Source organism: Phenylobacterium sp. (genome assembly GCF_004297125.1).
In the GTDB taxonomy this organism is placed as follows: domain Bacteria; phylum Pseudomonadota; class Alphaproteobacteria; order Caulobacterales; family Caulobacteraceae; genus Phenylobacterium.
In genome coordinates this window covers 85960-107532 of the sequence record NZ_SCVD01000025.1, presented here as the reverse complement: position 1 = coordinate 107532, position 21573 = coordinate 85960, and the positions used below count along the sequence as shown (strand labels likewise).

Annotated in this window: 19 protein-coding genes; 10 read left to right on the top strand and 9 right to left on the bottom strand. The window is 68.0% G+C overall.

Annotated features, from left to right (window positions below):
• Nucleotides 1-41: 41 nt before the first annotated feature.
• The 5 genes from traA to EPO51_RS18155 all read left to right on the top strand — a co-directional run bounded on the left by traA (nt 42) and on the right by EPO51_RS18155 (nt 6759).
• A complete protein-coding gene (gene traA / locus EPO51_RS18170) occupies nt 42-2702 on the top strand; it encodes a Ti-type conjugative transfer relaxase TraA (protein WP_293353123.1) in 2661 nt (886 codons plus the stop codon).
• Nucleotides 2703-2704: 2 nt separating this feature from the next.
• Nucleotides 2705-3394, top strand: coding sequence for a DUF6118 family protein (locus EPO51_RS18165; RefSeq protein WP_293353121.1), 690 nt, complete (start codon nt 2705-2707; stop codon nt 3392-3394).
• Nucleotides 3395-3611: 217 nt separating this feature from the next.
• Nucleotides 3612-4586 (top strand): hypothetical protein, encoded by a 975-nt coding sequence (locus EPO51_RS18160; protein ID WP_293353119.1) that lies wholly within the window; start codon nt 3612-3614, stop codon nt 4584-4586.
• Between the two features lie 150 nt (nt 4587-4736).
• Nucleotides 4737-5168 (top strand): GFA family protein, encoded by a 432-nt coding sequence (locus EPO51_RS28080; protein ID WP_363200957.1) that lies wholly within the window; start codon nt 4737-4739, stop codon nt 5166-5168.
• Between the two features lie 271 nt (nt 5169-5439).
• On the top strand, nt 5440-6759 hold the full coding sequence (locus tag EPO51_RS18155; protein WP_293353117.1) for an acetamidase/formamidase family protein: 1320 nt from the start codon (nt 5440-5442) through the stop codon (nt 6757-6759).
• Nucleotides 6760-6796: 37 nt separating this feature from the next.
• On the opposite strand, the gene EPO51_RS18150 is transcribed toward EPO51_RS18155, so the two are convergent.
• Complete coding sequence (locus EPO51_RS18150) at nt 6797-8902, bottom strand: gamma-glutamyltransferase (RefSeq protein WP_293353115.1); 2106 nt, start codon at nt 8900-8902, stop codon at nt 6797-6799.
• Nucleotides 8903-8997: 95 nt separating this feature from the next.
• Here EPO51_RS18150 and EPO51_RS18145 point away from each other — a divergent pair, with 95 nt between their 5' ends.
• On the top strand, nt 8998-10353 hold the full coding sequence (locus tag EPO51_RS18145) for a recombinase family protein (protein ID WP_293353113.1): 1356 nt from the start codon (nt 8998-9000) through the stop codon (nt 10351-10353).
• Nucleotides 10354-10479: 126 nt separating this feature from the next.
• On the opposite strand, the gene EPO51_RS18140 is transcribed toward EPO51_RS18145, so the two are convergent.
• Complete coding sequence (locus EPO51_RS18140; protein WP_293353111.1) at nt 10480-12573, bottom strand: lytic transglycosylase domain-containing protein; 2094 nt, start codon at nt 12571-12573, stop codon at nt 10480-10482.
• 139 nt (nt 12574-12712) lie between these two features.
• On the opposite strand from EPO51_RS18140, the gene dapA reads away from it, so the two are divergent.
• From dapA to EPO51_RS18125, 3 genes are read left to right on the top strand one after another with little or no spacing between them, the layout of a single operon-like run.
• A complete protein-coding gene (gene dapA / locus EPO51_RS18135) occupies nt 12713-13597 on the top strand; it encodes a 4-hydroxy-tetrahydrodipicolinate synthase (RefSeq protein WP_293353109.1) in 885 nt (294 codons plus the stop codon).
• Entirely contained in the window at nt 13597-14058 is a 462-nt protein-coding gene (gene smpB, locus EPO51_RS18130) for an SsrA-binding protein SmpB (protein WP_293353107.1), read from the top strand. Before dapA ends, smpB begins: the two co-directional genes overlap by 1 nt.
• A complete protein-coding gene (locus EPO51_RS18125) occupies nt 14013-14783 on the top strand; it encodes a GNAT family N-acetyltransferase (protein WP_465246614.1) in 771 nt (256 codons plus the stop codon). The genes smpB and EPO51_RS18125 overlap by 46 nt, the downstream gene beginning before the upstream one ends.
• Before the next feature lie 4 nt (nt 14784-14787).
• Here the strand turns inward: EPO51_RS18125 and EPO51_RS18120 are convergent, their stop codons facing one another.
• The 7 genes from EPO51_RS18120 to EPO51_RS18090 form a co-directional block, all read right to left on the bottom strand.
• A complete protein-coding gene (locus EPO51_RS18120; protein ID WP_293353103.1) occupies nt 14788-16548 on the bottom strand; it encodes an N-acyl-D-amino-acid deacylase family protein in 1761 nt (586 codons plus the stop codon).
• A gap of 81 nt (nt 16549-16629) precedes the next feature.
• Nucleotides 16630-17013 carry an ankyrin repeat domain-containing protein gene (locus EPO51_RS18115; RefSeq protein ID WP_293353101.1) on the bottom strand — a complete coding sequence of 128 codons (384 nt, stop codon included), beginning with the start codon at nt 17011-17013 and terminating at the stop codon, nt 16630-16632.
• A gap of 4 nt (nt 17014-17017) precedes the next feature.
• Nucleotides 17018-18406 carry a M20/M25/M40 family metallo-hydrolase gene (locus tag EPO51_RS18110; protein WP_293353099.1) on the bottom strand — a complete coding sequence of 463 codons (1389 nt, stop codon included), beginning with the start codon at nt 18404-18406 and terminating at the stop codon, nt 17018-17020.
• 50 nt (nt 18407-18456) lie between these two features.
• Entirely contained in the window at nt 18457-18882 is a 426-nt protein-coding gene (locus EPO51_RS18105; protein ID WP_293353097.1) for a GFA family protein, read from the bottom strand.
• 44 nt (nt 18883-18926) lie between these two features.
• Nucleotides 18927-19322: a hypothetical protein gene (locus EPO51_RS18100; protein WP_293353095.1), complete on the bottom strand. Its 396-nt coding sequence runs from the start codon at nt 19320-19322 to the stop codon at nt 18927-18929.
• Nucleotides 19323-19750: 428 nt separating this feature from the next.
• A complete protein-coding gene (locus EPO51_RS18095) occupies nt 19751-20401 on the bottom strand; it encodes a uracil-DNA glycosylase (protein ID WP_293353093.1) in 651 nt (216 codons plus the stop codon).
• Nucleotides 20388-20984, bottom strand: coding sequence for a LabA-like NYN domain-containing protein (locus tag EPO51_RS18090; RefSeq protein WP_293353091.1), 597 nt, complete (start codon nt 20982-20984; stop codon nt 20388-20390). The genes EPO51_RS18095 and EPO51_RS18090 overlap by 14 nt, the downstream gene beginning before the upstream one ends.
• 43 nt (nt 20985-21027) lie before the next feature.
• Between EPO51_RS18090 and folK the strand changes: the two genes are divergently transcribed.
• Nucleotides 21028-21513: a 2-amino-4-hydroxy-6-hydroxymethyldihydropteridine diphosphokinase gene (folK, locus tag EPO51_RS18085; protein ID WP_293353089.1), complete on the top strand. Its 486-nt coding sequence runs from the start codon at nt 21028-21030 to the stop codon at nt 21511-21513.
• Nucleotides 21514-21573: the final 60 nt, after the last annotated feature.

Here is a 21573-nt window from a genome sequence, read left to right as displayed (position 1 = left end):
CGTCGTGACCGACGTGCGCTTGGAAGTCGAAAGGTCCGCCGATGGCGATCTATCACTTCTCGGCGAAGGTGATCAGCCGCGCCAACGGCGCCAGCGCCGTGGCCGCCGCGGCCTATCGCGCGGCCTCTAGGCTGGAGGACGAGCGGCTCGGTCGAGCGCACGATTTCACCAACAAAGCCGGCGTCGTTCATTCCGAGATCCTGACGCCGGATGGCTCGCCCGAGCGCTGGCAGGATCGCGCCACACTCTGGAACGAGGTCGAGGCGGGTGAGAAGCGGAAGGACGCTCAGCTCGCCCGCGAGGTGGAGTTCGCGATCCCCCGTGAGATGAACCAGGCCGACGGTGCGAAGCTGGCGCGCGAGTTCGTGCAGCGGGAGTTCGTCGACAAGGGCATGGTCGCCGACTTCAATGTGCATTGGGATGTCGGCGACGACGGGACCCCGAAGCCGCATGCGCATGTGATGCTGACCATGCGGGAAGCGAAGACTGACGGCTTCGGCCCGAAGGTGCGCGACTGGAACGACACCGAACTGCTGAACCACTGGCGCGAAGCCTGGAGCGATCACGTCAACGCCCGGCTCGCCGAGCTCGGGATCGATGCCAGGATCGACCACCGCTCCTTCAAGGACCAGGGTCTCGACCTCGAGCCGCAGAACAAGATCGGTCCGGCCGGCGCGCGACGGGACGATCGCGGCGAGACCGCGGAGCGCGCCGAAGAGCATCGGCAGATTGCGCGGCGCAACGGCGAGCGGATCATCGCCGACCCGAAGCTGGCGCTGAGCGCCATCACCCACCAGCAGTCCACCTTCACCGACCATGACCTGGCGCGGTTCGTTCATCGGCACACCGACGACAAGGCGCAGTTCGACCGGGCGCTGGCGGCGGTGCGCGCGGCGCCAGAGACCATCCGCCTGGGACGTGACGGCCAGGGCCGCGAGCGGTTCACGTCGCTGGAGATGCTCGCGGTCGAGCGGCGACTGGAGGATTCCGCGGAAGCGCTCGCGGCCGGAGGCGGACACGGGTTGGGAGCCGGTGCCAGGGCGCACGGACTCGCCGCGAGCGAGGCACGGGGCATCCGGCTTTCGGAACAGCAGCGCGACGCGTTCGGGGCTGTGACGGACGAGCGAGGGCTGGTCGCCGTCATCGGCTACGCGGGCTCGGGCAAGAGCGCGATGCTGGGCGCGGCGAAGGACGCCTGGGAAGCGCAAGGCTATCGCGTACGCGGGGCGGCGCTTTCCGGCATGGCGGCCGAGAACCTGGAGGGCGGCTCCAACATCCCGTCGCGCACCTTGGCTAGCCTGGAACACGCCTGGAGCCGGGGCCGCGATACCTTGACGAACAAGGACGTGCTGGTGGTCGACGAAGCCGGCCTCGTCGGTTCGCGGCAGATGGAGCGCGTCCTAAGCCAAGCGCGCGACGCTGGGGCGAAAGTGGTGCTGGTGGGGGACGCCGAGCAGTTGCAGGCGATCGAGGCCGGGGCGGCGTTCCGGGCGCTCACCGAGCGCCACGGTGCGGCCGAGATCACCGCCATCCGCCGGCAACGGGAGGATTGGCAGCGGACGGCGACGCGCGAGCTGGCGACGGGGCGGACCGGCGAGGCACTGGCGCGCTACGCCGGCGCCGGCATGGTGCATGCCCACGACACGCAGGACGCGGCACGGGCGGCGCTGGTGGAGCGATGGGCGGCGCACCGTGCGGCCGAGCCCGAAAGGTCTCAGGTGATGCTCGCGTACACCCGCGATGACGTCGCGGAGCTCAACAGCTTGGCGCGCGCGTCGATGCGGGAGGCCGGGGGCTTGGGCGAGGACCAGACCATCGCGACGGCCCGCGGATCGCGGGAGATGGCCGCCGGCGATCGCTTGATGTTCCTGCGCAATGAGCGCGACCTCGGTGTGAAGAATGGCACACTGGGCACGTTGGAGTCGGCGAGCGCATCGGCGCTGTCCGTGCGACTCGACGGTGGGCGATGCGTGCGGGTGGACCTGAAGAGCTACAACGACCTCGATCACGGCTATGCCGCCACGATCCACAAGAGTCAGGGGACGACCGTCGACCGCGCCCATGTCCTGGCCAGCGGCCACATGGACCGACATGCCGCCTATGTGGCGCTGTCGCGGCACCGGGAACGGGTGGACCTGCACTACAGCCGCGAAGCCTTCGCCGAGCCCAAGGGGTTGGCGCGCGCGCTAAGCCGGGAGCGGGCGAAAGACACCACGCTGGACTATCGGGAGACGTTCGCCGAGCGACGCGGATTGGCGGCCGGCGACAGGACGGCGGTCGGGTTGGGCCAGGGAAGGTTCGGCGGGTTCAAACCCGGCCGAGGCGAAGGCCTCGGTCAGACGCCGAGCGCCCAGACCAGTCTGGAGCCTGCGGTGCGGCAGTACGCCAAAGCGTTCCTCGATGCCGAGCGCATGCGCGCCGCGGGCCTGCCGGTCCTGGAGCATCAGCAGGCCGCGCTGGAGCGGGCGGGACGCGCCGTGGAGGCGCAACGTCCAGGGCTCAGGGAGCCGTTGGACCGCGCCATGCAGCGCAATCCCGAGTTGGGCGCCGGCAGGCCCAACAAACTCTTGGAAGCGGCCGAACGGAACGCGGCCGAACCTCGCGCTGGGCTGGAACGGGAGCGGACGCGTGGTCGTGGCAGTGATGGGCCTCACGGTCCGAGCGGAAGCCAGCGTGATCGGGACTGGGATCGCGGGAGGTAGGATTGAGTGACAACGAACCCTCCGCCACCGAGGCCTTCGAGCAGCTGCGGGCCGAGGTGGCGCTGTTGCGCCGCGCGATCGAGGGACTGGCAGCGGCCGCCGTCGAAACGGCGGCGCCGGACTACAGCCCCACGCTGGCCGGGCTGCGGAAGGCGATCGATGGCGTGGGCGAGCGGGTCGACGGACTGGCTGCCGATCCGCCGGTGACTTCGAACCAGATGGCCGCCGGGATCGCGGCGGTGGCAGCTCATGCGCGGAATGAGGGACAGCGCGAGCTGGCGCAGGCGAAAGGTGCGCTGGAGAAGGGCGTTCGCGACTTGGTCCAAGCAGCCGGCGCGGTTCGGGCCGTTCGAACTGACCGACGCAGACTCGTTGCGGCAGCCGTCGGCGGCGTTGTGGTTGGGATCGGTCTATGGACTTTACTCTCTGGACCCGTCGCCCGCGCGCTGCCGGAGACCTGGCAGGCCCCCGAGCGAATGGCGGCCGCTACGCTAGGTCTGCCCCGGTGGGAGGCGGGCCGTCGCCTCATGGCGAAGGCAGACGCTTCGTCATGGCGAGAACTTGCGGAGGCGAGCGCGCTGGTGCGAGCGAACGCCAAGGCGATCCAAGAATGCCAGAAGAGATCAGCGAGACGCGGTCGTGGCGCGACGTGCGAAATCTCGGTCCTCCCGAACGAAGCCCCAAATCTATGAGGCGTCCCTTCGGACCGCGGGAGCCTCTCCGCCGTGGCCAGCGCGCGCCACGCGCTGGATGACGGCAAAGCCGACGTCGCCAACGTCAGCGAGGGGGTGGGCTGCGGACTCTAAAAGTTCAACGTAGTCATTTTCAAAGGATAACGCCTAGGTTGTCAGAGGTGCAGTCAGCATGCATCGGCGAGGGTTTATGGTACGCGCGGCTAAGGCGGTCGGATTGAAGACTTTGGGGGCGTTTGCGGCGCTGGCGTGGCTGGCAGGCGTGCCAGCTACTGCCGAACCACGCACGCCGCGCCCCTACCAGGCTCCCCGCACTTCTTTCGGCGCTCCCGACTTGCAAGGGCTCTGGACCAACGTCTCGCTGACGATGCTGGAGCGTCCGCGCAAGATCCCGCTCACCTTCGCCACGGAGGCAGAGGAGGTCGCCTACGAGACCACGACCATCTCCTCTTGGCACAAATGGGTGAATTCAGGCCTGGGCCAAGGAGTCTCCGAGTGGCAGCCGACGCAGCGCTTGGCTCGGATCGACGGACGGCTTCGCACCTCCTGGTTGGTCAGCCCCGCAGACGGCCAGTTGCCGTGGCGGGCCGAAGCGCGCAAGCGGTTCGCGGCTATGGAGGCGTCGGCCGAATCCAGCCTCGCCGACGGACCGGAGATGCGCCCGCCAACCGACCGGTGCCTGATGGGCGGCCTTGGCTCTTCTGGGCCGCCGTTCATGAATCCCGCTGTCGCCGGCGGCAAGCAGATCATCCAGACGCCGGGCGAAGTCGCCATCCTGTCTGAGATGAACCACGACGTGCGCATCGTGCGCATCGGTGGGCGACACCTTCCCCCCAGTGTCCACGTCTGGATGGGCGACTCGATTGGTCGTTGGGAGGGCGAAACCCTGGTGGTCGAAACCACCAACTTCCACCCGCAGGAGAACTTCCGCCTGATCTTCATGCTGTCGCCCGACGCCAAGGTGATAGAGCGCTTCACCCGCGTTTCAGCGACCGAGCTCCGCTACACTTTCGAGGTCGACGATCCAGCCACATACACCCAAGCTTGGCGTGGCGAGATGCCGTTTGTTCCCGACAAGGGGCCGATCTACGAGTTCGCCTGCCATGAGGGGAACTACGCGATGCCTGACATCCTGGCTGCCGCGCGCGCGGCGGAGAGGCAGCCGGCAGAACGAGCGGCGAAAACGCCCTGACGTACTTGGAGCGAGGAGCTGAATGCGGCCTTCCGCTGTGCCCGTCCAACCAAGCAGTCGGCGTTTGCGCGAACCGAATCCAGCAGGCCCCAAGGTGGACGGCGACGTCCCAACGTAGCAAGCTTTCCTGATAGGGAGCGCGGGCACGCAATGATGATGCGCCTATCCAGATGCGCCTGCGGCGCGTGCCAAGTTGAGGTCGAAGGCGAGCCGATCAGCAGCGGACTTTGCTGCTGCGACAACTGCAAACGTCGCACGGGGGCTCCATTTGGGTGGTCGGTCTACTTCCGCGACGAGCAGGTCAGGAGGGTCGAAGGTCCACTGACCGTCCTCGAAGGCATGGGCAAGCGTTGGTTCTGCGCAACCTGCGGCTCGACCCTTTATTGGAAGTCATTCGGGACATGGAGACCCGGCCAGACCGGGTTCGCCGGAGGCTGCTTCGCCGATCCCACATTGCCGTCGCCCACTATCGCGGTGCGCTGTGCACAGGGGATGCCGTGGTCCAGCTACCCTAACTCATGCGCGCTATTCGATGACATGCCGCCAGGGTTTGCACAGCCTATTCTAACCCGATCCGACTAGCGGTGATGGGCCGGGAACATGCAGCTCCTTCGGCTGGACGTCCGCTTGGGGTCGGACTCCGTCATCGGCTCGGCGCCACGAACCGGACATCCGGCGGTTTGCTCGACTGCGGACGCCGTAGATGGCAGCGGAGGGTGGAACGCGGAACTCGGAGATCGCCCTTCGGAACAACCGCTCCTTGAGAATAACTGACCCTCTGATAGCCGCCGCGTCGCCTGGCCCGCGTTCTCGCGAATCCGATCACAGTCGGGGTATGCACGCTCTTCGGCTCTTGACTGTTTTGCTCGCCTGGGCGGCGCTCGGCCAGCAGGCCGCGAACGCAGCCGAGACCTTTGTTGGCGTCTGGGACGCAAAGGTCGAGTTCGCGAGCGGCGTCGCAGCGGCCTCGATGCGGCTATCGAGCGACAGCGGCAAGATTTCGGGCTCCTCAGGTCCGCTAGACGAGAACCAATTCTTCCCCTTGGCCGTGGACGGGACAGTGTCAGGCTCTGAGGCCGATTTAACGTTCCGATACGACGGCGACGTCGTGGGACAGGCGAGAGTGCAACTCCGTGCGAACGGGTTCGGAGGCGCGGGCGTCCTCTACGGCGCTCCCATGGTGATCGATGCGAAGTCGCCGCTAGCGCCCGCTCACACGGGTAGGGTAATCGACTTCAAGCCAACCAGTTATGCCCTGCAATATTCGAGTCGCACGCCGCCAGTGCTTCGACTGCGGTCTGGCGACCGCGTCCGGACCACCACGGTAGACAATGAAGGCCAGGATTCCGAGATGGCCTGGAAGGCCATGCCCGGCAACCCGTTGACCGGTCCATTCTATGTCGAAGGCGCCATGCCGGGCGACACGCTGGTGGTGCATCTGGAACAGGTCGCCCTGAACCGCAACAGCGCGAAGATGTACAGCGGCGCCCTTGATCGCAAAGCCGTGCAGCCGGGACATACGCAGACGCCAGTGGCTGGCTGGAGCCGCAACTGGATTCTTGATCGCCGCCGAGGAATGGCGAGGCTCGCCGAACCCGGCGAAGCGCTGTCCGGCTTCGAGCTTCCGACAAGGCCGATGATTGGTTCGATCGGCGTGGCTCCGCCTCTGAACATGGCGCTCTACGCCGGCGACGTTTGGATCCACGGCGGCAACCTCGACTACAGTCGGGTGACGACCGGGATGACGCTTCACTTTCCTGTCTACCGGGCCGGCGCCTACCTGTTCCTTGGCGACGGTCACGCGCTTCAGGGCGATGGAGAGATCAGCGGCCAAGGTCTCGAAACTTCCTTGGACGTGACCTTTCGGGTGGAGCTGACCAAGCAACCGGGGCTGGGCCAGCTGTGGTCGGAAGACGCTGACAGCGTGATGGTGCATGGCATCGACAACACGCTCGACACCTCCCTCCAGGCAGCGACCAGCGGGATGGCGCGCTGGCTGAAGCAAACCTATGGCTTGAACGACTCGGAGGCCGCCGCGGTGATGAGTGCGGCAATCCGATACGACATCGCCGAGGTGGTGGACCCAAGGCCCCACGTGGTAGCGCGGCTGTCGAAGTCAGTTCTGGCGCAGATCAAGAAGGCCAGTTCGGCCACCTCCGCATTGCCCAAGTAAGCTCATTCCGCGACGCCGCTTTCAATGCCGGGTCGCTTCAATGACGCGGCAACGCGTCGCCCGGCTTGCCCTCGTCGATCCGTTGCGCTCTGACCTCACCGCCGTTGGACCGCACCACGGTCGAGCTCGCCTTTTCGCCGGCGGCAGCCTTGAACGTCATGTGGACGATGTTGTCGCCCCTGGAGAAGAACTCTGTGGGAGAACGGGCGTGCATCTCTAGACGACCGGCTCCCACGCCCACAGAGAGGTGATCGCCCTCGCGCGCCACCGTAATCAGCATGGGCGGTTCGGTCGCCCGATAGGCGCCGACGTACTGCTCAAGGACATCGGAAGCCAGTTGGATCGCGGAGGGGACCGCCGCGCGACGTTGAACGTCGCTCTCCGCAAAGCCGAACCGATTGACGATTTCAGCGCTGCTGAGTCTCCCGGCCCGCGGGTCTATCTGCACCATGAGGCCGGTACCTTTCGTGGCTCCGACGATATCCCGTCCGACCTCTCGGACCGGCAGGCCGGACTGCTTCACGACCGTCAGGAAGTCCGGATCGTAGGCGCCTGAGGGCATGGGAATTTCCCGCACGACGCCGGCGGGCCCGCTCGAAACCTGATGCTGCAGAAGCGTCGGAGCTTCCTGCAAGGCGATCGGGTCCTGATCCTGGGCCAAGATGCCGGCTGCGAGGCGCGCGACCTCCTGATAGTGGGAGAGGCCCACGGCGCCGACCGCCAGGACGGGCTTGCCCCGCCGCAGCGCGATGATCGGCGACAGGAAATTCGGCGGCCGTCCGCCGCCTTTGGCGGCGGGATGATTCCTGAAAGAGGCTCCGGCGTCCGAGATCGGCACGCCACCAACCACGATGCCGGTATCACCCCAGTTGACGGTGTTGATGGTGTGGGTGAGAGCAGCGACGTTCCCCCACCTGTCGACCACGATGACTGAAGCGGTGTGTGCTGGATTGTTCGACACCTTCGGGTCGGACGGCGCCATCGCCGCCGTGGATCGAAGGGCGGGCGGCTCATATCCGGGCTTCAGGTGGGACCTGCACATATCGCCGCCGTCCGGCTGCGCGCTGGTCTCCGCAAGATAGTCAAGGAAGGTCCAGCTCAGCGCGCGGGTGTAAGCTTCGAACGCCGCAGGATCGCGCCAGTAGGCCCCGAGACTATCGAGCTTGGCGCCACTGAGGAGGTTCAGTTGCTCCAGCACCGGGCACGGCAGGCCCCTGGCGACACCGGGCGCCAAAATGGTGGCGCCCGCGAACTTGAGTTCGGCGGGCTTTCGCCAAACCGGCCTGTAGCGGGCCATGTCCTCAAGGGTCGCCTTGCCTCCCTCAGCCCTCACCGCGGCGACGTAATCTTGGCCCCAGCGTCCGGTGTACATGTAGCTGGCGCCGTGGTTGGCGACGGCCCTCAAGGTCACGGCCAGATCAGGTTGCCGGAAGTTGCCGCCCGTCTTCGGCAACGCGCCATCCGGCATGCTCGCCCAATGGCGGCCTTCCTCCGTTCGCCACAGATACGCTTGGCGGGCGCGGAAATAGTCGGCGAGCGGCGGCGAGATCCGCACGCCGTGGTCCGCGTACCAGATGGCCGGCTGAAACAGATTCGCGAAGGGAAGGCGGCCGAACCGCGCGTGCATCGCCTCGATCCCCGCCATGAAGCCCGGCACCATAGTCTGGCGACCGAACTCGGCGCCCACGGGTCCGGCGCCCACGGCGTAGAAGCCGGTGTCGGGCACCGGAATCGAGCGGGGATCGGTCTCCGCCAGGTAGGAGGCCCAGCCTGCGTCCAGAGAGTAGGCGCGACGAGTCTTGGCGTCATAGTAGGTCAGCTTCGACACGCCGGCGTAGGAGATCATCGACCCCAACTCCAGTGTCACCTGGGTTACGGCCACGACCGCAGCGGCGTCTGCGGCCGTCCCTCCCTGTTTGAGCGCTTCCACGCCAGCGTGCACCGCGACGGGAGAGAGCGTCGCGGCCACAATCATCTCTCGGCCTTGCACCAGACCTGAATAGGGCGGCGAGAACACCTGCTCCTCGCGTTCAATCTTGGCGCGCTCGGCGGCTGGCCAACGATCAGGTGACAGGTCGGCGGCATTGGCTGGAAGCGTCGTCGCGAGAGCGGCCACCAAAGCGAACCGGGAAATCATCAGCATTTCGACTTCCTCCAAGCTCTACCGGAGCCTGGAATTGGATTGCGGCGGGATGGGGACCTCCGAACCGCGATAGCGAGGCTTCAGGAGGCCACTCAATGACTAGTAAACTCATCCCCGCGGCGCAGTACCTGCGGATGTCGACAGATCACCAAAGATACTCCCTGGCAAACCAGTCCGCCGCGATCGCCGAATATGCCAAGCAACATGGGTTCGAGATCACCCGGTCCTACGTGGACGCGGCACGCAGCGGCTTGACCATCAAGCGGCGTGGGGGCCTCAAGGATTTGCTTGGAGACGTGGTTTCTGGAAGCTCGCGCTTCTCCCACATCTTAGTGCTCGATGTCAGCCGGTGGGGACGGTACCAGGATCCTGATGAAGCAGGGCATTATGAGTTCATCTGCCGTCAGGCTGGCGTCCGAACGATCTATTGCGCCGAGAATTTCTCCGACGATCTCGGTGGGGTCATTGTCAAGCACCTCAAGCGAGTGATGGCCGGCGAGTATAGTCGCGAACTCTCAGAGAAAGTCCGCGCCGGAAAGCGGCGACGAGCCGTCGCAGGATACGCTCAGGGGGGAACATGTCGTTACGGCGTAGCCCGCCAGATTGTGAACGCGGACGGCAGCCTCGGGCAGGTTCTCCGACGTGGAGATCGCAAGTTAAGACCGGACCAATCGCTGCGGTACCTTCCCGAAGGAGATGAACAGTCGGCTGTGCTGCGGCTGATCTTCGACCTTTTTGTCCGGTCTCAGATGTCCCCTGTGCGCATCGCTGAGGACCTCGCGAAGCGCGGTATCACTTGGCTGGATGCGACTGCCTGGAACAAGAAGCGGGTCAACGACGCGCTTCGATGCGAGTTGGCGATAGGTAAAATGGCCGTCGGGCAAACGACGGCCAACCTCGGTGAAGGCCGCGTCTATCACCCCCGCACGAAGTGGAAGTTCGTCGACGTATTTGAGCCCATCGTTCCGCCAAGGCTTTTCGCGGCTGCCCAAGCGCGGCTAGCTGAGCTTGATGGGAGCGCGGGAAAAACAAGCGGCGAGATGCTCAACGATCTTCGTCAGATCTGGAGACGCCACGGCGAGATCAGTCTGCGCCTCATCACACAAACGTCCTCCGCGTGCGCGGCCACAACCTACTTCAAGCGGTTCGGAACGCTCACCAACGCGTACGAGCAGATCGGCTATTCGCGGGCAGATCGAAAACGGGGACGGCGTCCGGACGGGACCAGACTGTCCCGCGCGGAAGTCGTTGATGGGGTCAAACGGTTGGCGGCGACGCACGGGCACGTCAGCATGAAGCTCCTGGAGGCTGACCGCTCCTTGCCCTCGCTAGACCATCTACGAGCGCAGTTTGGGACGCTTCCGATGCTTTACCTCGAAGCAAGAGTTCCGCATCGCTTGGTTGCGAAGGAAGCAGCTTGGTTAGCCTCAATGTCGGAACGGAGAGGCTAACGAGCCCGCCAAACCGGGCGTGTGTCGGCACAATTCCGGCACACGCCCTGCGCGGCAAAATTTCCACCGCAATTTCAATCGGTAAAGATTTCCCCTTCTCCCGCAAGGAGAGAAGGCCGCCGTCTTCTAAGGGTTGCTTGCCACCGACGAGGCCGCCGGGGCGTAGTTGTAGCCGCCGCGGCGCAGGTCGCTGGAGAGCGTGATCGGCGCGGAGCCGCCGTTCGCCTTGGCGCGATAGACCTGCATGTTCTCCATCACCCGCATCACATAGTTGCGGGTCTCGGAGAAGGGGATGCACTCGATGAAGTCGAGGGGGTCCTGGCCGCCGGCGCGCGGGTCGCCGCACATGGCGGTCCACTGCGGCGGCCGGCCGGGCCCGGCGTTGTAGCCGGCGGCGGCCATGATGTACGAGCCCGAGAACTGGTTCACCAGCGACCCTAGGAAGCTGGACCCCAGGCGCATGTTGTAGTCCGGCTCGTAGAGCATCGCGGCCGAATAGGAGACGCCCATCCGCCGCGCCACGCCCGAGGCCGTGGACGGCAGGAGCTGCATCATCCCGCGGGCGTCGGCGCCCGAGCGCACGGCGGGGTCGAAGCCGCTCTCCTGGCGGGTGATGCCCAGCACCAGCGCCGGCTCTGGCGCGCCCGCCACCTGCGGCGGCGTGCGGTAGGGATAGGCCCGGTCGGCCAGGATCAGGCCGCGCTGGGCCGCGCCACGCGCCGCCTTCATCGAGGTGTCCTGGTCGCCATAGCCGCGGATCGCGTCGATCAGCAGCGCCGCCTCGACCCGGCTGGGCACGATGTCGTCGATGTGCAGGGCGAAGACCCGGAACAGGTCGCGCTGGTTCTGGTCGGCCAGCAGGCGCATGGCCTGGACCACGTCGCGGCCCTCGAACTGGGCGCGTTCGGCGTCGGTGGGGACCGGGTCGGCCGGCAGCACCAGCCTCAGCCCCAGCTTCTCGGCCGAGAGCTGGCCGTAGAACGCCGTCCCGTGCTCGGCCCCGCGCGAATAGAAGTTTTCCGCCGCCGTGCGGTCGCCCCGCGCCTCCGCGGCGCGGCCCTGCCAGTAGAAGGCCCGGGCCCGGGTGATCGGCGACGAGCCGATCCGCTCGATGGCGGCGAAGTGGCGGCCGGCCGCCACGGGGTCGTTCAGTTGCTTCAGCGCGATCCAGCCGGCGTAGAACTCGGCCTCGGTGGCGTCGGCGCCGCTGTTGAGGCCGGTGTTGGCGGCCGCGCGATAGGCCGAGCGCCAGTCGCCGCTGCGGATCGAGGCCAGCGTCATGCGATAGCGCTCGTCCCAGACCCGGTCGGCGGCGTCCGGGGTCACCGCATCGGTGGCCGCGGCGGAGAGCGCGGCGGCGGCGGCGGCGTCCTGACCGCGGCGGCGCAGGAAGGAGGCCCGCTCGAACGCCACGCCGGGGCTGGCCTGGTCCTCGGGGGACAAGGCGTAGAAGCTGGTCTCGACGTTCCCGCGCAGCGAGATGCGGGCCAGGGCGGCGGCCTGCTTGTCGGCCGGCAGCAGCGCCACCACGTCACGCGCCGCGGGCCCCTGGGCGCCGTACAGCAGCACGTCGGCCCGGCGGACATGGTCGTCCACGGTCAGCAGGTCGGCGAACCGGGTCAGCATCGTGCGCTGGACGTCGGCCTCGAAGCTCTTGTCGCGCCACCAGCGCCGAATCAGGTCGGACGCTTCGGCCTGGCGGCCCAGGCCGCGGTAGGCCGAGGCCAGCGCCATGGCGCCGGGCGCGCTCTGCGGCTCCTGGCCGGCGAACCACTCGATGATCTGGGCGGGCGTCTTGCCGGCGGTCTCCAGCACCTTCTCGGCGGCGATCTGCCGGCGGAGGCCGCGGGGGAAGCCGTCCAGGTCGCGGCGGGCCGCGTCCAGGTCGTAGAAGCCCAGCAGGTTGGAGCTCACGTCCACCATCGCCCAGGTGACGACCTTGCGGGCGACGGGATCGGAAAGGCCGGAAATCGCGCTCTTCGCGCCGGAGACGTCGCCCCGCTTGGCCGCGGCGATCCCCTGGGCGAACAGCGCCTGGTCGTTCACGCTCAGCGGGCGGGCCACCGTCTGGCGCGCAGGCGCGTACGGCTGCGGTGCGGCCGGCAGCTTGGGCTCGCCCAGCAGGTCGGCGATGGGGTCCGCGGTCTGGGCGTGCGCGACCGCGGTCGCGGCGAGCGCGGCGCAGCCGACGAGCAGGGCGTTACGAATTCTAATGTCCAACAATCTTCCCCCCGACTCGGGGATCTATGGAATCGACGTTGCGGGCTAAGCCCACCCCAACATATTGTCCCGGCAAATCTGAACGTCGCCTCACCAGGCGTGTTCTTCACGGTCTTGTGCTCACCCCCACATAGTTGACATGTCAGAACCTCTCTTCCGCGGCGTCCTGCCGGCGCTCGTGACCCCTTTCCGCAATGGAGCCGTCGACGAGGACGCTTTTGTGTCCTTGGTCGAACGCCAGATCGCGGGCGGCGTCCATGGGCTTGTCCCCGTCGGCACAACCGGCGAGACCGCCACCCTAAGTCACGAGGAGCACCGCCGCGTTGTGGAGCTCTGCGTCCAGACCGCTCGCGGCAGGGTGCCCGTGATCGCCGGGGCCGGCTCCAATTCTACGGCCGAGGCCATCGAATTGGTGCAGCACGCCAAGCAGGTCGGCGCCGACGCGGCCCTGGTGGTGACGCCCTACTACAACCGGCCTAGCCAGGAGGGGCTCTACGCCCACTACGCGGCGATCAACGAGGCCGTGCAGCTTCCGGTGCTGGTCTACAACGTGCCCGCCCGCACCAGCGTGGATATCTCCAACGCCACGCTTCTGCGCCTGTCCAAGCTGCCGAACATCGTGGGCGTCAAGGACGCCACCGGCGACCTCGGCCGCGCCAGCCTGCAGCGCGTGGAGTGCGGCGAGGACTGGGTGCTGCTGTCCGGCAACGACGACCAGGGCCTGGGCTACGTGGCCCAGGGGGGCCACGGCTGCATCTCGGTGACCTGCAACGTGGCGCCCGAACTGGTGGCCCGGATGTACGACGACGCGCTCTCCGGCCAGTGGCAGGGCGCGCTCTACGGCCAGGACCGGCTGATCCGCCTGCACAAGGCGCTGTTCTCCGACGCCTCGCCGGCCCCGGCCAAGTTCGCCATGGCTCAGCTCGGCCTGTGCACCGACGAGGTCCGCCTGCCGATCACGCCCTGTTCCGAGGCCGCCCGCGCCGAGGTGCTCGTCGGGATGCGGGAAGCCGGGCTGATCTGATGGCCGGCAAGCTGATCGCCGAGAACCGGCGGGCCCGGTTCGACTACTTCCTCGAGCAGACCTTCGAGGCCGGCATCGCGCTCACCGGGTCCGAGGTGAAGTCCCTGCGCGTCGGCCGCGCCAACATCGCCGAGAGCTATGCGGCGGTGGAGGGCAAGGAAATCGTGCTGATCAACGCCGACTTCCCGCCCTACGCCCAGGCCGGCCCGCACTTCAACCACGAGCCGCGCAGGCACCGGAAGCTGCTCCTGAAGCGCAAGGAGATCGACAAGCTGATCGGCGCCGTCCAGCGCGAAGGCCGCACGATCATCCCGACCAAGCTCTATTGGAACGACAAGGGCCTGGCCAAGCTCGAGCTCTCCCTCGCCAAGGGCAAGAACACCCACGACAAGCGCGAGACCACCGCGGCCCGCGACTGGCAGCGCGACAAGGCGCGCCTGATGAAGGGCGATCGGAGCTGAACCCCGCCGACGTCGAGAGCCTGGAGCGGGCCACGGTCGAGGGCGTCGCCCCGGCGCTGGTCGAAGAGATCGCAGGCTGGCTGGTCCCGCTGGACGACGGCCCGATCGGCCGCGCCAAGAGCGCGGTCCCGCTGCGCCACGACCTGGACGCCTCCGCGCTCAGCGAGGTCGAGGCCGCGTACTGGACCGCGGGTCTCACCCCCATGTTCCGCGTCGCCGACGTCCCGGGCCTGCAGGGCGTGCGCGACGCCCTGACCGCCCGCGGCTACGTGGGCGCCAAGCCCACGATCGTGAAGGTGGGCGACGTGGACCGGCTGGCCGCCCTCCGTGACCGCCCCGCCGACCTGATGGAGACCCCCGACGAGGCCTGGGGGCAGGTCTTCCTGGGCGAAGGCTTCGACCCTGAGGACGGGGCCGGCCGCGTCGCCGCCCTGACCCGCTCGCCCGACGCGGCCTATGGCGCCGCCCGCGAGGATGGCCGCACCGTCGCCGTCGGCGCGGTCACCTTCGGCCACGGCTGGGCTGGGATCCACGGCATGCGAACCGACGCCCGGCGCCGCGGCCGCGGCCTGGCCAGCACGGTGCTGGCCGCCCTCGGTCGCGCCACCCAGGCGCGCGGGATCGACCGCGTCTTCCTCCAGGTGGAGGAGGCCAACCCCGCACGCTCGCTCTACCGCAAGGCGGGGTTCGAGAAGGCCTGGCGCTACCTCTACTGGACGCGCTGAGCGCCTATTCGGCGGCCATCGGCAGAATCACCGCCTCGCGGCCGCCGCGCACCAGGCCGCCGGGCAGGGCGCCGGTGTGCCGGCCGTCCTCGAAGGTCACCTGTCCCGACTTGACCGTATAGCGATAGCCCTCGGCCCGCTGGACCAGCCTGCGCCCGCCCGCCGGGAGGTCCTGGATGGACTCCGGCCGGAACAGCCGCAGCTTGTCGAAGTCGATCACGTTCACGTCGGCCAGCAGGCCGGGCTTGAGCTGCCCCCGGTCGTTCAGCCCATAGGCCCGCGCCGTGTCGCTGGTCAGCTTGCGCACCAGGAACTCCAGCGGGAACTGGTCGCCCTTCACCCGGTCGCGCGCCCAGTAGCTGAGGATGAACGTCGGCATCCCGGCGTCGGCGATCACCCCGCAGTGGGCGCCGCCGTCCGACAGGCCGAACAGCACGTTGGGGTGCTGCATGTTCTTGCGGAAAAAGTCGAAGTTGTAGGTCTGGTAGCCGCCCAGCGGCTGGTAGAACAGCTCGCGCCCGCCGTCGCGCAGCAAGAGGTCGTACATCATCGCCAGCGGCGACACGCCCGCCGCCTCGGCCAGGCCGGCCACGCTGCCGGACCGGTCGGGCTCGTAGTCCGGCCGCTCGCCCAGCGGGAAGATCCGCCACAGCAGGCTGCCGCCGAACGCGACGGCGAGATCGCCCGCCACGCCTTCCCCCACCGCCGCCTTGATGAGCGGGCTGTCTTCGGAGAGCAGGGCCGCGCGGATCTCCGGCGTCTTCATCGCCGCCAGCTTCTCGTCCACCGACAGGTCCGCGAGCTTTTCCTTCCAGGTCGGGCTGGCCAGGAAGACGTGGAAGTTGGAGGTCAGGCCGTGGAGGATGCCCGTCGGCCGCCCGGCGATCTGCGGCCGGATGTCCATGCCCTGGGCGCGGGACTCCTCGGCGATGTTGTACATCTTGTCGCCTTCGTAGGCCTGGGCGGACGTGGCCACCAGGGTCACCGGCAGGCCGGTCTGCTCGGCGAAGCCCTTGACCCACATCCACTCGTCGTCGTCGCCCAGGTGGTCGGAGACCATCTCGAACACGCCGTGGCGCAGGCCCTTCATGCTGAGGCCCAGGGCCAGCATCTCGTCCGAGCCCGCGAAGGTGCCCGGCATGTGGACGCCCTTGAGGTCCTTGTGCAGCAGGGTCCGCGAGGTCGAGAAGCCCAGCGCCCCGGCCTCGACGCCCTCGCGCACCAGCCTCGCCATCTCGGCGATCTCGGCGGCGTTGGGCTGGTAGTCGGTGTTGCAGCGGTCGCCCAGCACATAGGCCCGGACCGGCGCGTGCGGCACGTGCGTGCCGACGTCGATGGCGCGGGGCTTGGCCTCAAGCGCGTCGAGGTACTCGGGGAAGCTCTCCCACTTCCAGTCGATGCCCTCGTGCAGGGCCGAACCGGGGATGTCCTCCACCCCCTCCATCAGCTCGATCAGGAAGTTGTGCGCGTCCGGCCGCACGGGGGCGAAGCCCACGCCGCAGTTGCCCATGATCGCCGTGGTCACCCCGTGCCAGGAGGAGGGCGCCAGCACCTCGTCCCAGGTCGCCTGGCCGTCGTAGTGGGTGTGGATGTCCACCCAGCCCGGCGTCACGATCCGCCCCGTGGCGTCGATCTCGCGCCTGGCCGAGCCCGACACCTCGCCCACCTGGACGATGCGGTCGCCGTCGATGGCCACGTCGCCCACGAAGGGCGTCCCGCCCGAGCCGTCGACGATAGTCCCGCCGCGGATGATCAGGTCGTGCATCGGATCCTCCCAGATCGCATGTTCTGCGAGACAAGGTGATCCCGGCGCCGTGGCGGAAGTGAAGCGGTTATTCGGCGTCGATCAGCGCCCTCCGCCTCGCCGCCGGGTCGGATGCAGCAGCGCCGCCAACTCCGTGTGCGATCCGAGCGCGGCCAGTTTCGCCGGGGTCTGGCCAGAATCGTCGGGCGCCGAACGGTCCGCCCCGAGCGCCAGCAAGCGCTCCGCGACGGCGATGTGACCCGCGATCGCCGCATGGTGCAGCGCCGTCATCCCGAACTCCCCGCGGGCGTTGACCACCGCGCCGAGGGCGACCAGGTCCGCTACGTCGGCTTCGCTTCCCCGCAGCGCCGCCAGGTGCAGCAGCGTGTCGCCGTCGCCGTTTCTCGCGGCGGGGCTGTCGAGCGTCCCCGCGTCGGGCTCGCCGCTGTAAGCCGCCTTGATCTCTTCAAACGTGCGGGAAGCCATGGCGCTACTTCGCCAGGTCGCGCAGGATCGAGTCGTAGTGCGCCAGGTCCCCGTCGATGGCGCTGACCGGCGCGCGCTCGTTCAGGCCGTGGCTGAACTCGTCCGAGTCCTTCATGAACAGGCCCGAGACGCCATAGCTGGGCACGCCGGCCGCCCGGAAATACATGCTGTCCGTCGCCCCGGACGCTTGGCTGGGCACGATGGCAAGGCCGGGGAAGCGGGCGTGGACCGCCTTGGTCACCGCGGCCATCACGTCCGGCCGCAGCGGCGAGGCCGGGCTGTCGATGGAGCCGTCATCCAGGCGGGTCACCTTCACGGTGGGGTCGGCCACCACCTCGGCCAGGGTCTTCTCGACGCTGGCCGACGAGGTGCCGGGGAAGATCCGGCAGTTCACCGTCGCCTCGGCCTTCTGGGGCAGGGCGTTGGGCGCATGGCCGCCGCTCAGCATGGTGGCGACGCAGGTGGTGTGCAGCGCCGGGCTCCAGGTGTAGTCGGCCCGGATCGTCGCGATCGCCGCCTTGTCGGTCGGGTCCGCCGCGAACTTCGCCAGCGCCTGGCCCACGGGACCGGCGGTGTTCTTCGCCGCCGCGGCCAGCGCGCCGCGGCTGATCTCGTTGCTCATGGTCGGCCATTGATAGGCCTCGAGCTTGTCGATCGCCTTGGCCAGCCGGTAGATCGCGTTGGTCGGCGTCGGCCGGCTGGAGTGGCCGCCCGGGTCGGTCACGGTCAGGTGGAAGTCGGCGTAGGTCTTCTCCGCGCCCTGGACGCCGAACGAGACGGGCGTGCCGTCCTCGTTGAGGCTGCCGCCGCCGCCGTCGATGTTCAGCACCATCTCCGCGCCCTTCAGCCGCTGGGCCAGGACGGCGGTGGTCTTCATGGTGGTCTCTTCGTCGCCGGACAGCGCCAGCACCACGTCGCGGCCGGGCTTCCAGCCGCTCTTGCGCAGCTTGGCCAGGGTGGCGACCATCATCGAGACGTCGAACTTGTTGTCCACCGACCCGCGGCCGAACACATAGCCGTTCTCCTCGACCGCCGTGAACGGGTCGCGGGTCCAGTCCTTTGGGTCGGCCTCGACCACGTCCATGTGGCCGGAGATGACGATCGGCTTCTTCTTCGGGTCCGTCCCCGGATAGCGCGCGATCAGGAACGCCGTGCCGGCCATCGGCTCGATGGTGATCTCTTCCGGCTTGTAGCCGGCAGCGGTCAGCACCCCCTTCAGGTACTCCGCATAGGGCACGAACTGGTCGCCGCCCTGGACGGTGCGATAGCTGACGCTCTTCTTCAGGATGCCCAGCGCCTCGGCGTGGAGGGCAGGATCCACCTTCGGCGGCGCGGCAAGGGCCGGCGCGGCCAGCGCGGTGGCGAGGAGGGCGGCGATCAGGGTCTTGGGCACGCGGGAATCCTGAGAGCTTGAGCGAGGCGCGACGCTACAAGCCGCGTCCGCTATCCGCCATAGGTTCCGTCGATCCGCTTCACCCCATCGTCGGGAAGCGCAAGCCAGTCGGGCTTGGCCGCCAGGTTCTGGTGCAGCGCCGGCCGCACGCCGGGATCGCCGTCCAGGGCCGACGCCGCCACCGGAAAAACCTCGTGGGCTTCCGACGGCTCGCCCAGCGGCGACCCGCAGGTCCCGCAGAACGCCCGCACATGCTTGAACGGCGCCGGAGGCTCGTAGCGGCGGATGTGCTCGGCGCCCGCCAGCAGCCGGAAATCCTCCCGCCGCACCATCAGCACGGCTGCGAACAGGCCCGCCTGCTTGCGGCAGCGCGAACAGTGGCAATAGCTGAGGCTGAGCGGCTGTCCTGTGAGCTCGAACCGCACACCTCCGCAGAGGCAGCTTCCCCCAATGGGCTTGAAGTCGATTGGTGTCATGCGGCGGACCCTAAGGCGGAGCTGCTGACAATGGTGGCAGCCATCTAGTGGGACACGGCCCAGCCCCACGTCATGAGGTAAGGCGCGCCAAACGCCGTCAGGGCGGACAACAGGGCCCAAAGTCCAACCAACCCCAGAAGTCGCCGCCACGACAGGCGTGCCGGCTGGGTCGTCCAGCAAAGCGCCGCCAGTCCAAGGTCGGTGACGCCAAGGATAAGCGCCACGCCCAACGGACCGACTTGGAGCATGCTCAGCGGAAACGCGAGGACGTGCGGAAAGAGCAGCACGGACCAGCCGAGCATCTGCCATACCGCTCCGTCGGTCCATCCGAACAGCTGTGGCAAGAGCAGCGCAAAGCTGATGGCAAGCGGGACCGCCAGCACCCCGCGCGGCACGCCTTCAACGGGTCCGGATCTGACCACCCGATAGGGCCTTTCCATATGAATCCCGCGCCTTTCGACCAAGTTCGTCGGACCCCAGCTTCCCCACGAGCCTGTCGATCCTCGCCTTCTGCGCCGGTGTGACGGAGAGCGGTGAACCAGCCTCGAGACCGTGAAGCACCTCCAAATCCTTCATCTCGGCCGCGTCCAAGGCGCGATCTTGTAGCTTCGTTATCTCATCCTCGGTGAAGGTTGAGCCGAACATCCCCCGGATCGTGGATCGGAAGTTTCGCTCAATCTGCGGGTTCACCTGCATGGAGCGGCGGGCTAGCCAGCCTGCGGTCCCGGCCACATCGAACGCGCCATCGAGAGGTTGTCGCTTCGCCCAGTTCGACGGTTCGTTCTCATAGCCAGGATTGGAGGGGTAGGCGTTGCGCGAGTTTGTCATTCACGCAGCATATGGAACAAAACAAGAACAATCAAGCTTTCTAGGCGCCCACCAACTCCCGCGCCCTTCGGAACACCGCCTCGAACATCTCCGCCGTCAGCCGCCCGGTGTTCGTGTTGAGGCGGGAGCAGTGGTAGCTGTTCAGCACGACGTACGGCCCGGCCGGGAACTCGGTCCCGTGGCCCGCGATGCCCGCCGAGGCCTTCAGCCCCAGCGCCCTCAGCACATTGCGCCGCGAGACGTCGCCCAGGGTCACGATCACCTTCAGGCGGGGCAGGGCGGCCAGCCGCGCGCTCAGGAACGGCCGGCAGGTCGCCTCCTCGAGGGTCTCCGGCTTGTTGCCGGGCGGGGCGCAGCGCACCGCGTTGGTGATCATGCAGTCCCGGAGCTGAAGCGTGTCGTCCGGCCGCGCCTCGTAGGCGCCGGTGGCGAACCCCGTCTTCAGCAGCGTCTCGTACAGCATCCAGCCCGCGCCATCGCCCGTGAACGGCCGCCCGGTCCGATTGGCGCCCATGCGGCCGGGCGCCAGGCCCACCACGCACAGCCGGGCGTCCTCGTCGCCGAACGAGGCCACGGCGCCGTTGAAGCCGCCGGGCACGGAGATCTTGTTGGCTTCCCGATAGGCCACCAGCCGGGGACAGAGCGGGCAGTCGCGCGGCGCTTCCGGCGCCACGACCTCAGGCGTCGGCATCGGTGTCGCGTTCCGCGTGCTGCGCCCGGCTCTCCGAGAGGAACTTCGGCAGCCGCGCCGGCCGCCCGATCATGTCGGCCAGGTCCTGCAGGTCGACGAAGTTGTCCGCCTGCCGGCGCAGGTCGTCGCTGACCATCGGCGGCTGCGACTTCACGGTGGAGACCACGGTGACCCGGCTGCCCCGCCGCTGGACGGCCTCGACCAGCTTGCGGAAGTCGCCGTCGCCCGAGAACAGCACCATGTGGTCGGCGTGCTCGGCCATTTCCATCATGTCGACCGCGATCTCGACGTCCATGTCGCCGCGGAACCGCTTGCGACCGCTGCTGTCGGTGTATTCCCGCGCCGACTTGGTCACGAGGCGATAGCCGTTGTAGTCCAGCCAATCCACCAGCGGCCGGATCGGCGAGTACTCCTCATTCTCCACCAGGGCCGTGTAGTAGTAGGCCCGCACCAGCACGCTGCGCTTGCGGAACTCCTCCAGCAGCTTGCGGTAGTCGATGTCGAAGCCGAGGTTCTTGGCGGCGGAATAGAGGTTCGCCCCGTCGATGAACAACGCCAGCCGGTCCGTGGGGTAGAACGTCATCAGCTCGAAAATCCCAGATAGCGTTGGGGACCTGAATGGAGCGGTGGTCGTCGCCCTGGGCAGCAATCTGGCGGGCGGCTATGGCTCGTCCGAGGCTCTGCTGGAGGCGGCGCTGACCCGGTTCCCGGCGGTCGGCTTGAAAATCCTGAAGCGGTCGTCCTGGTGGCGCTCGGCCGCCTGGCCCGACCCAATGGGCCCTGAGTACCGCAACGGCGTCGCGCTTGTCGAGGCGCAGGGCGGGCCGCACGAGGTGCTCGCCTCGCTGCTTGGCCTGGAGGCGGAGTTGGGCCGGGAGCGGGCGGGCCGCAACGCGCCGCGCACCCTCGATCTCGACCTGATCGCCCACGGCCGCCAGGTGCTGCACCATCCTGACCTCACCCTGCCGCACCCCCGCGCCCACAAGCGCCTGTTCGTCATGGGCCCGCTGGCCGAGATCGCGCCCGACTGGGTCCATCCGGCCCTTGGCGAGACCGCTGCGGCGCTGGCCGCCAAAGCCACCATCGGAAAGGATGCGACGCCGGCCGCGTGAAAATGTCGGGTTGGGGCGCCGTCGCCCGTCCTCAGGCCGCACGTAAGAAGAAGGGGACCC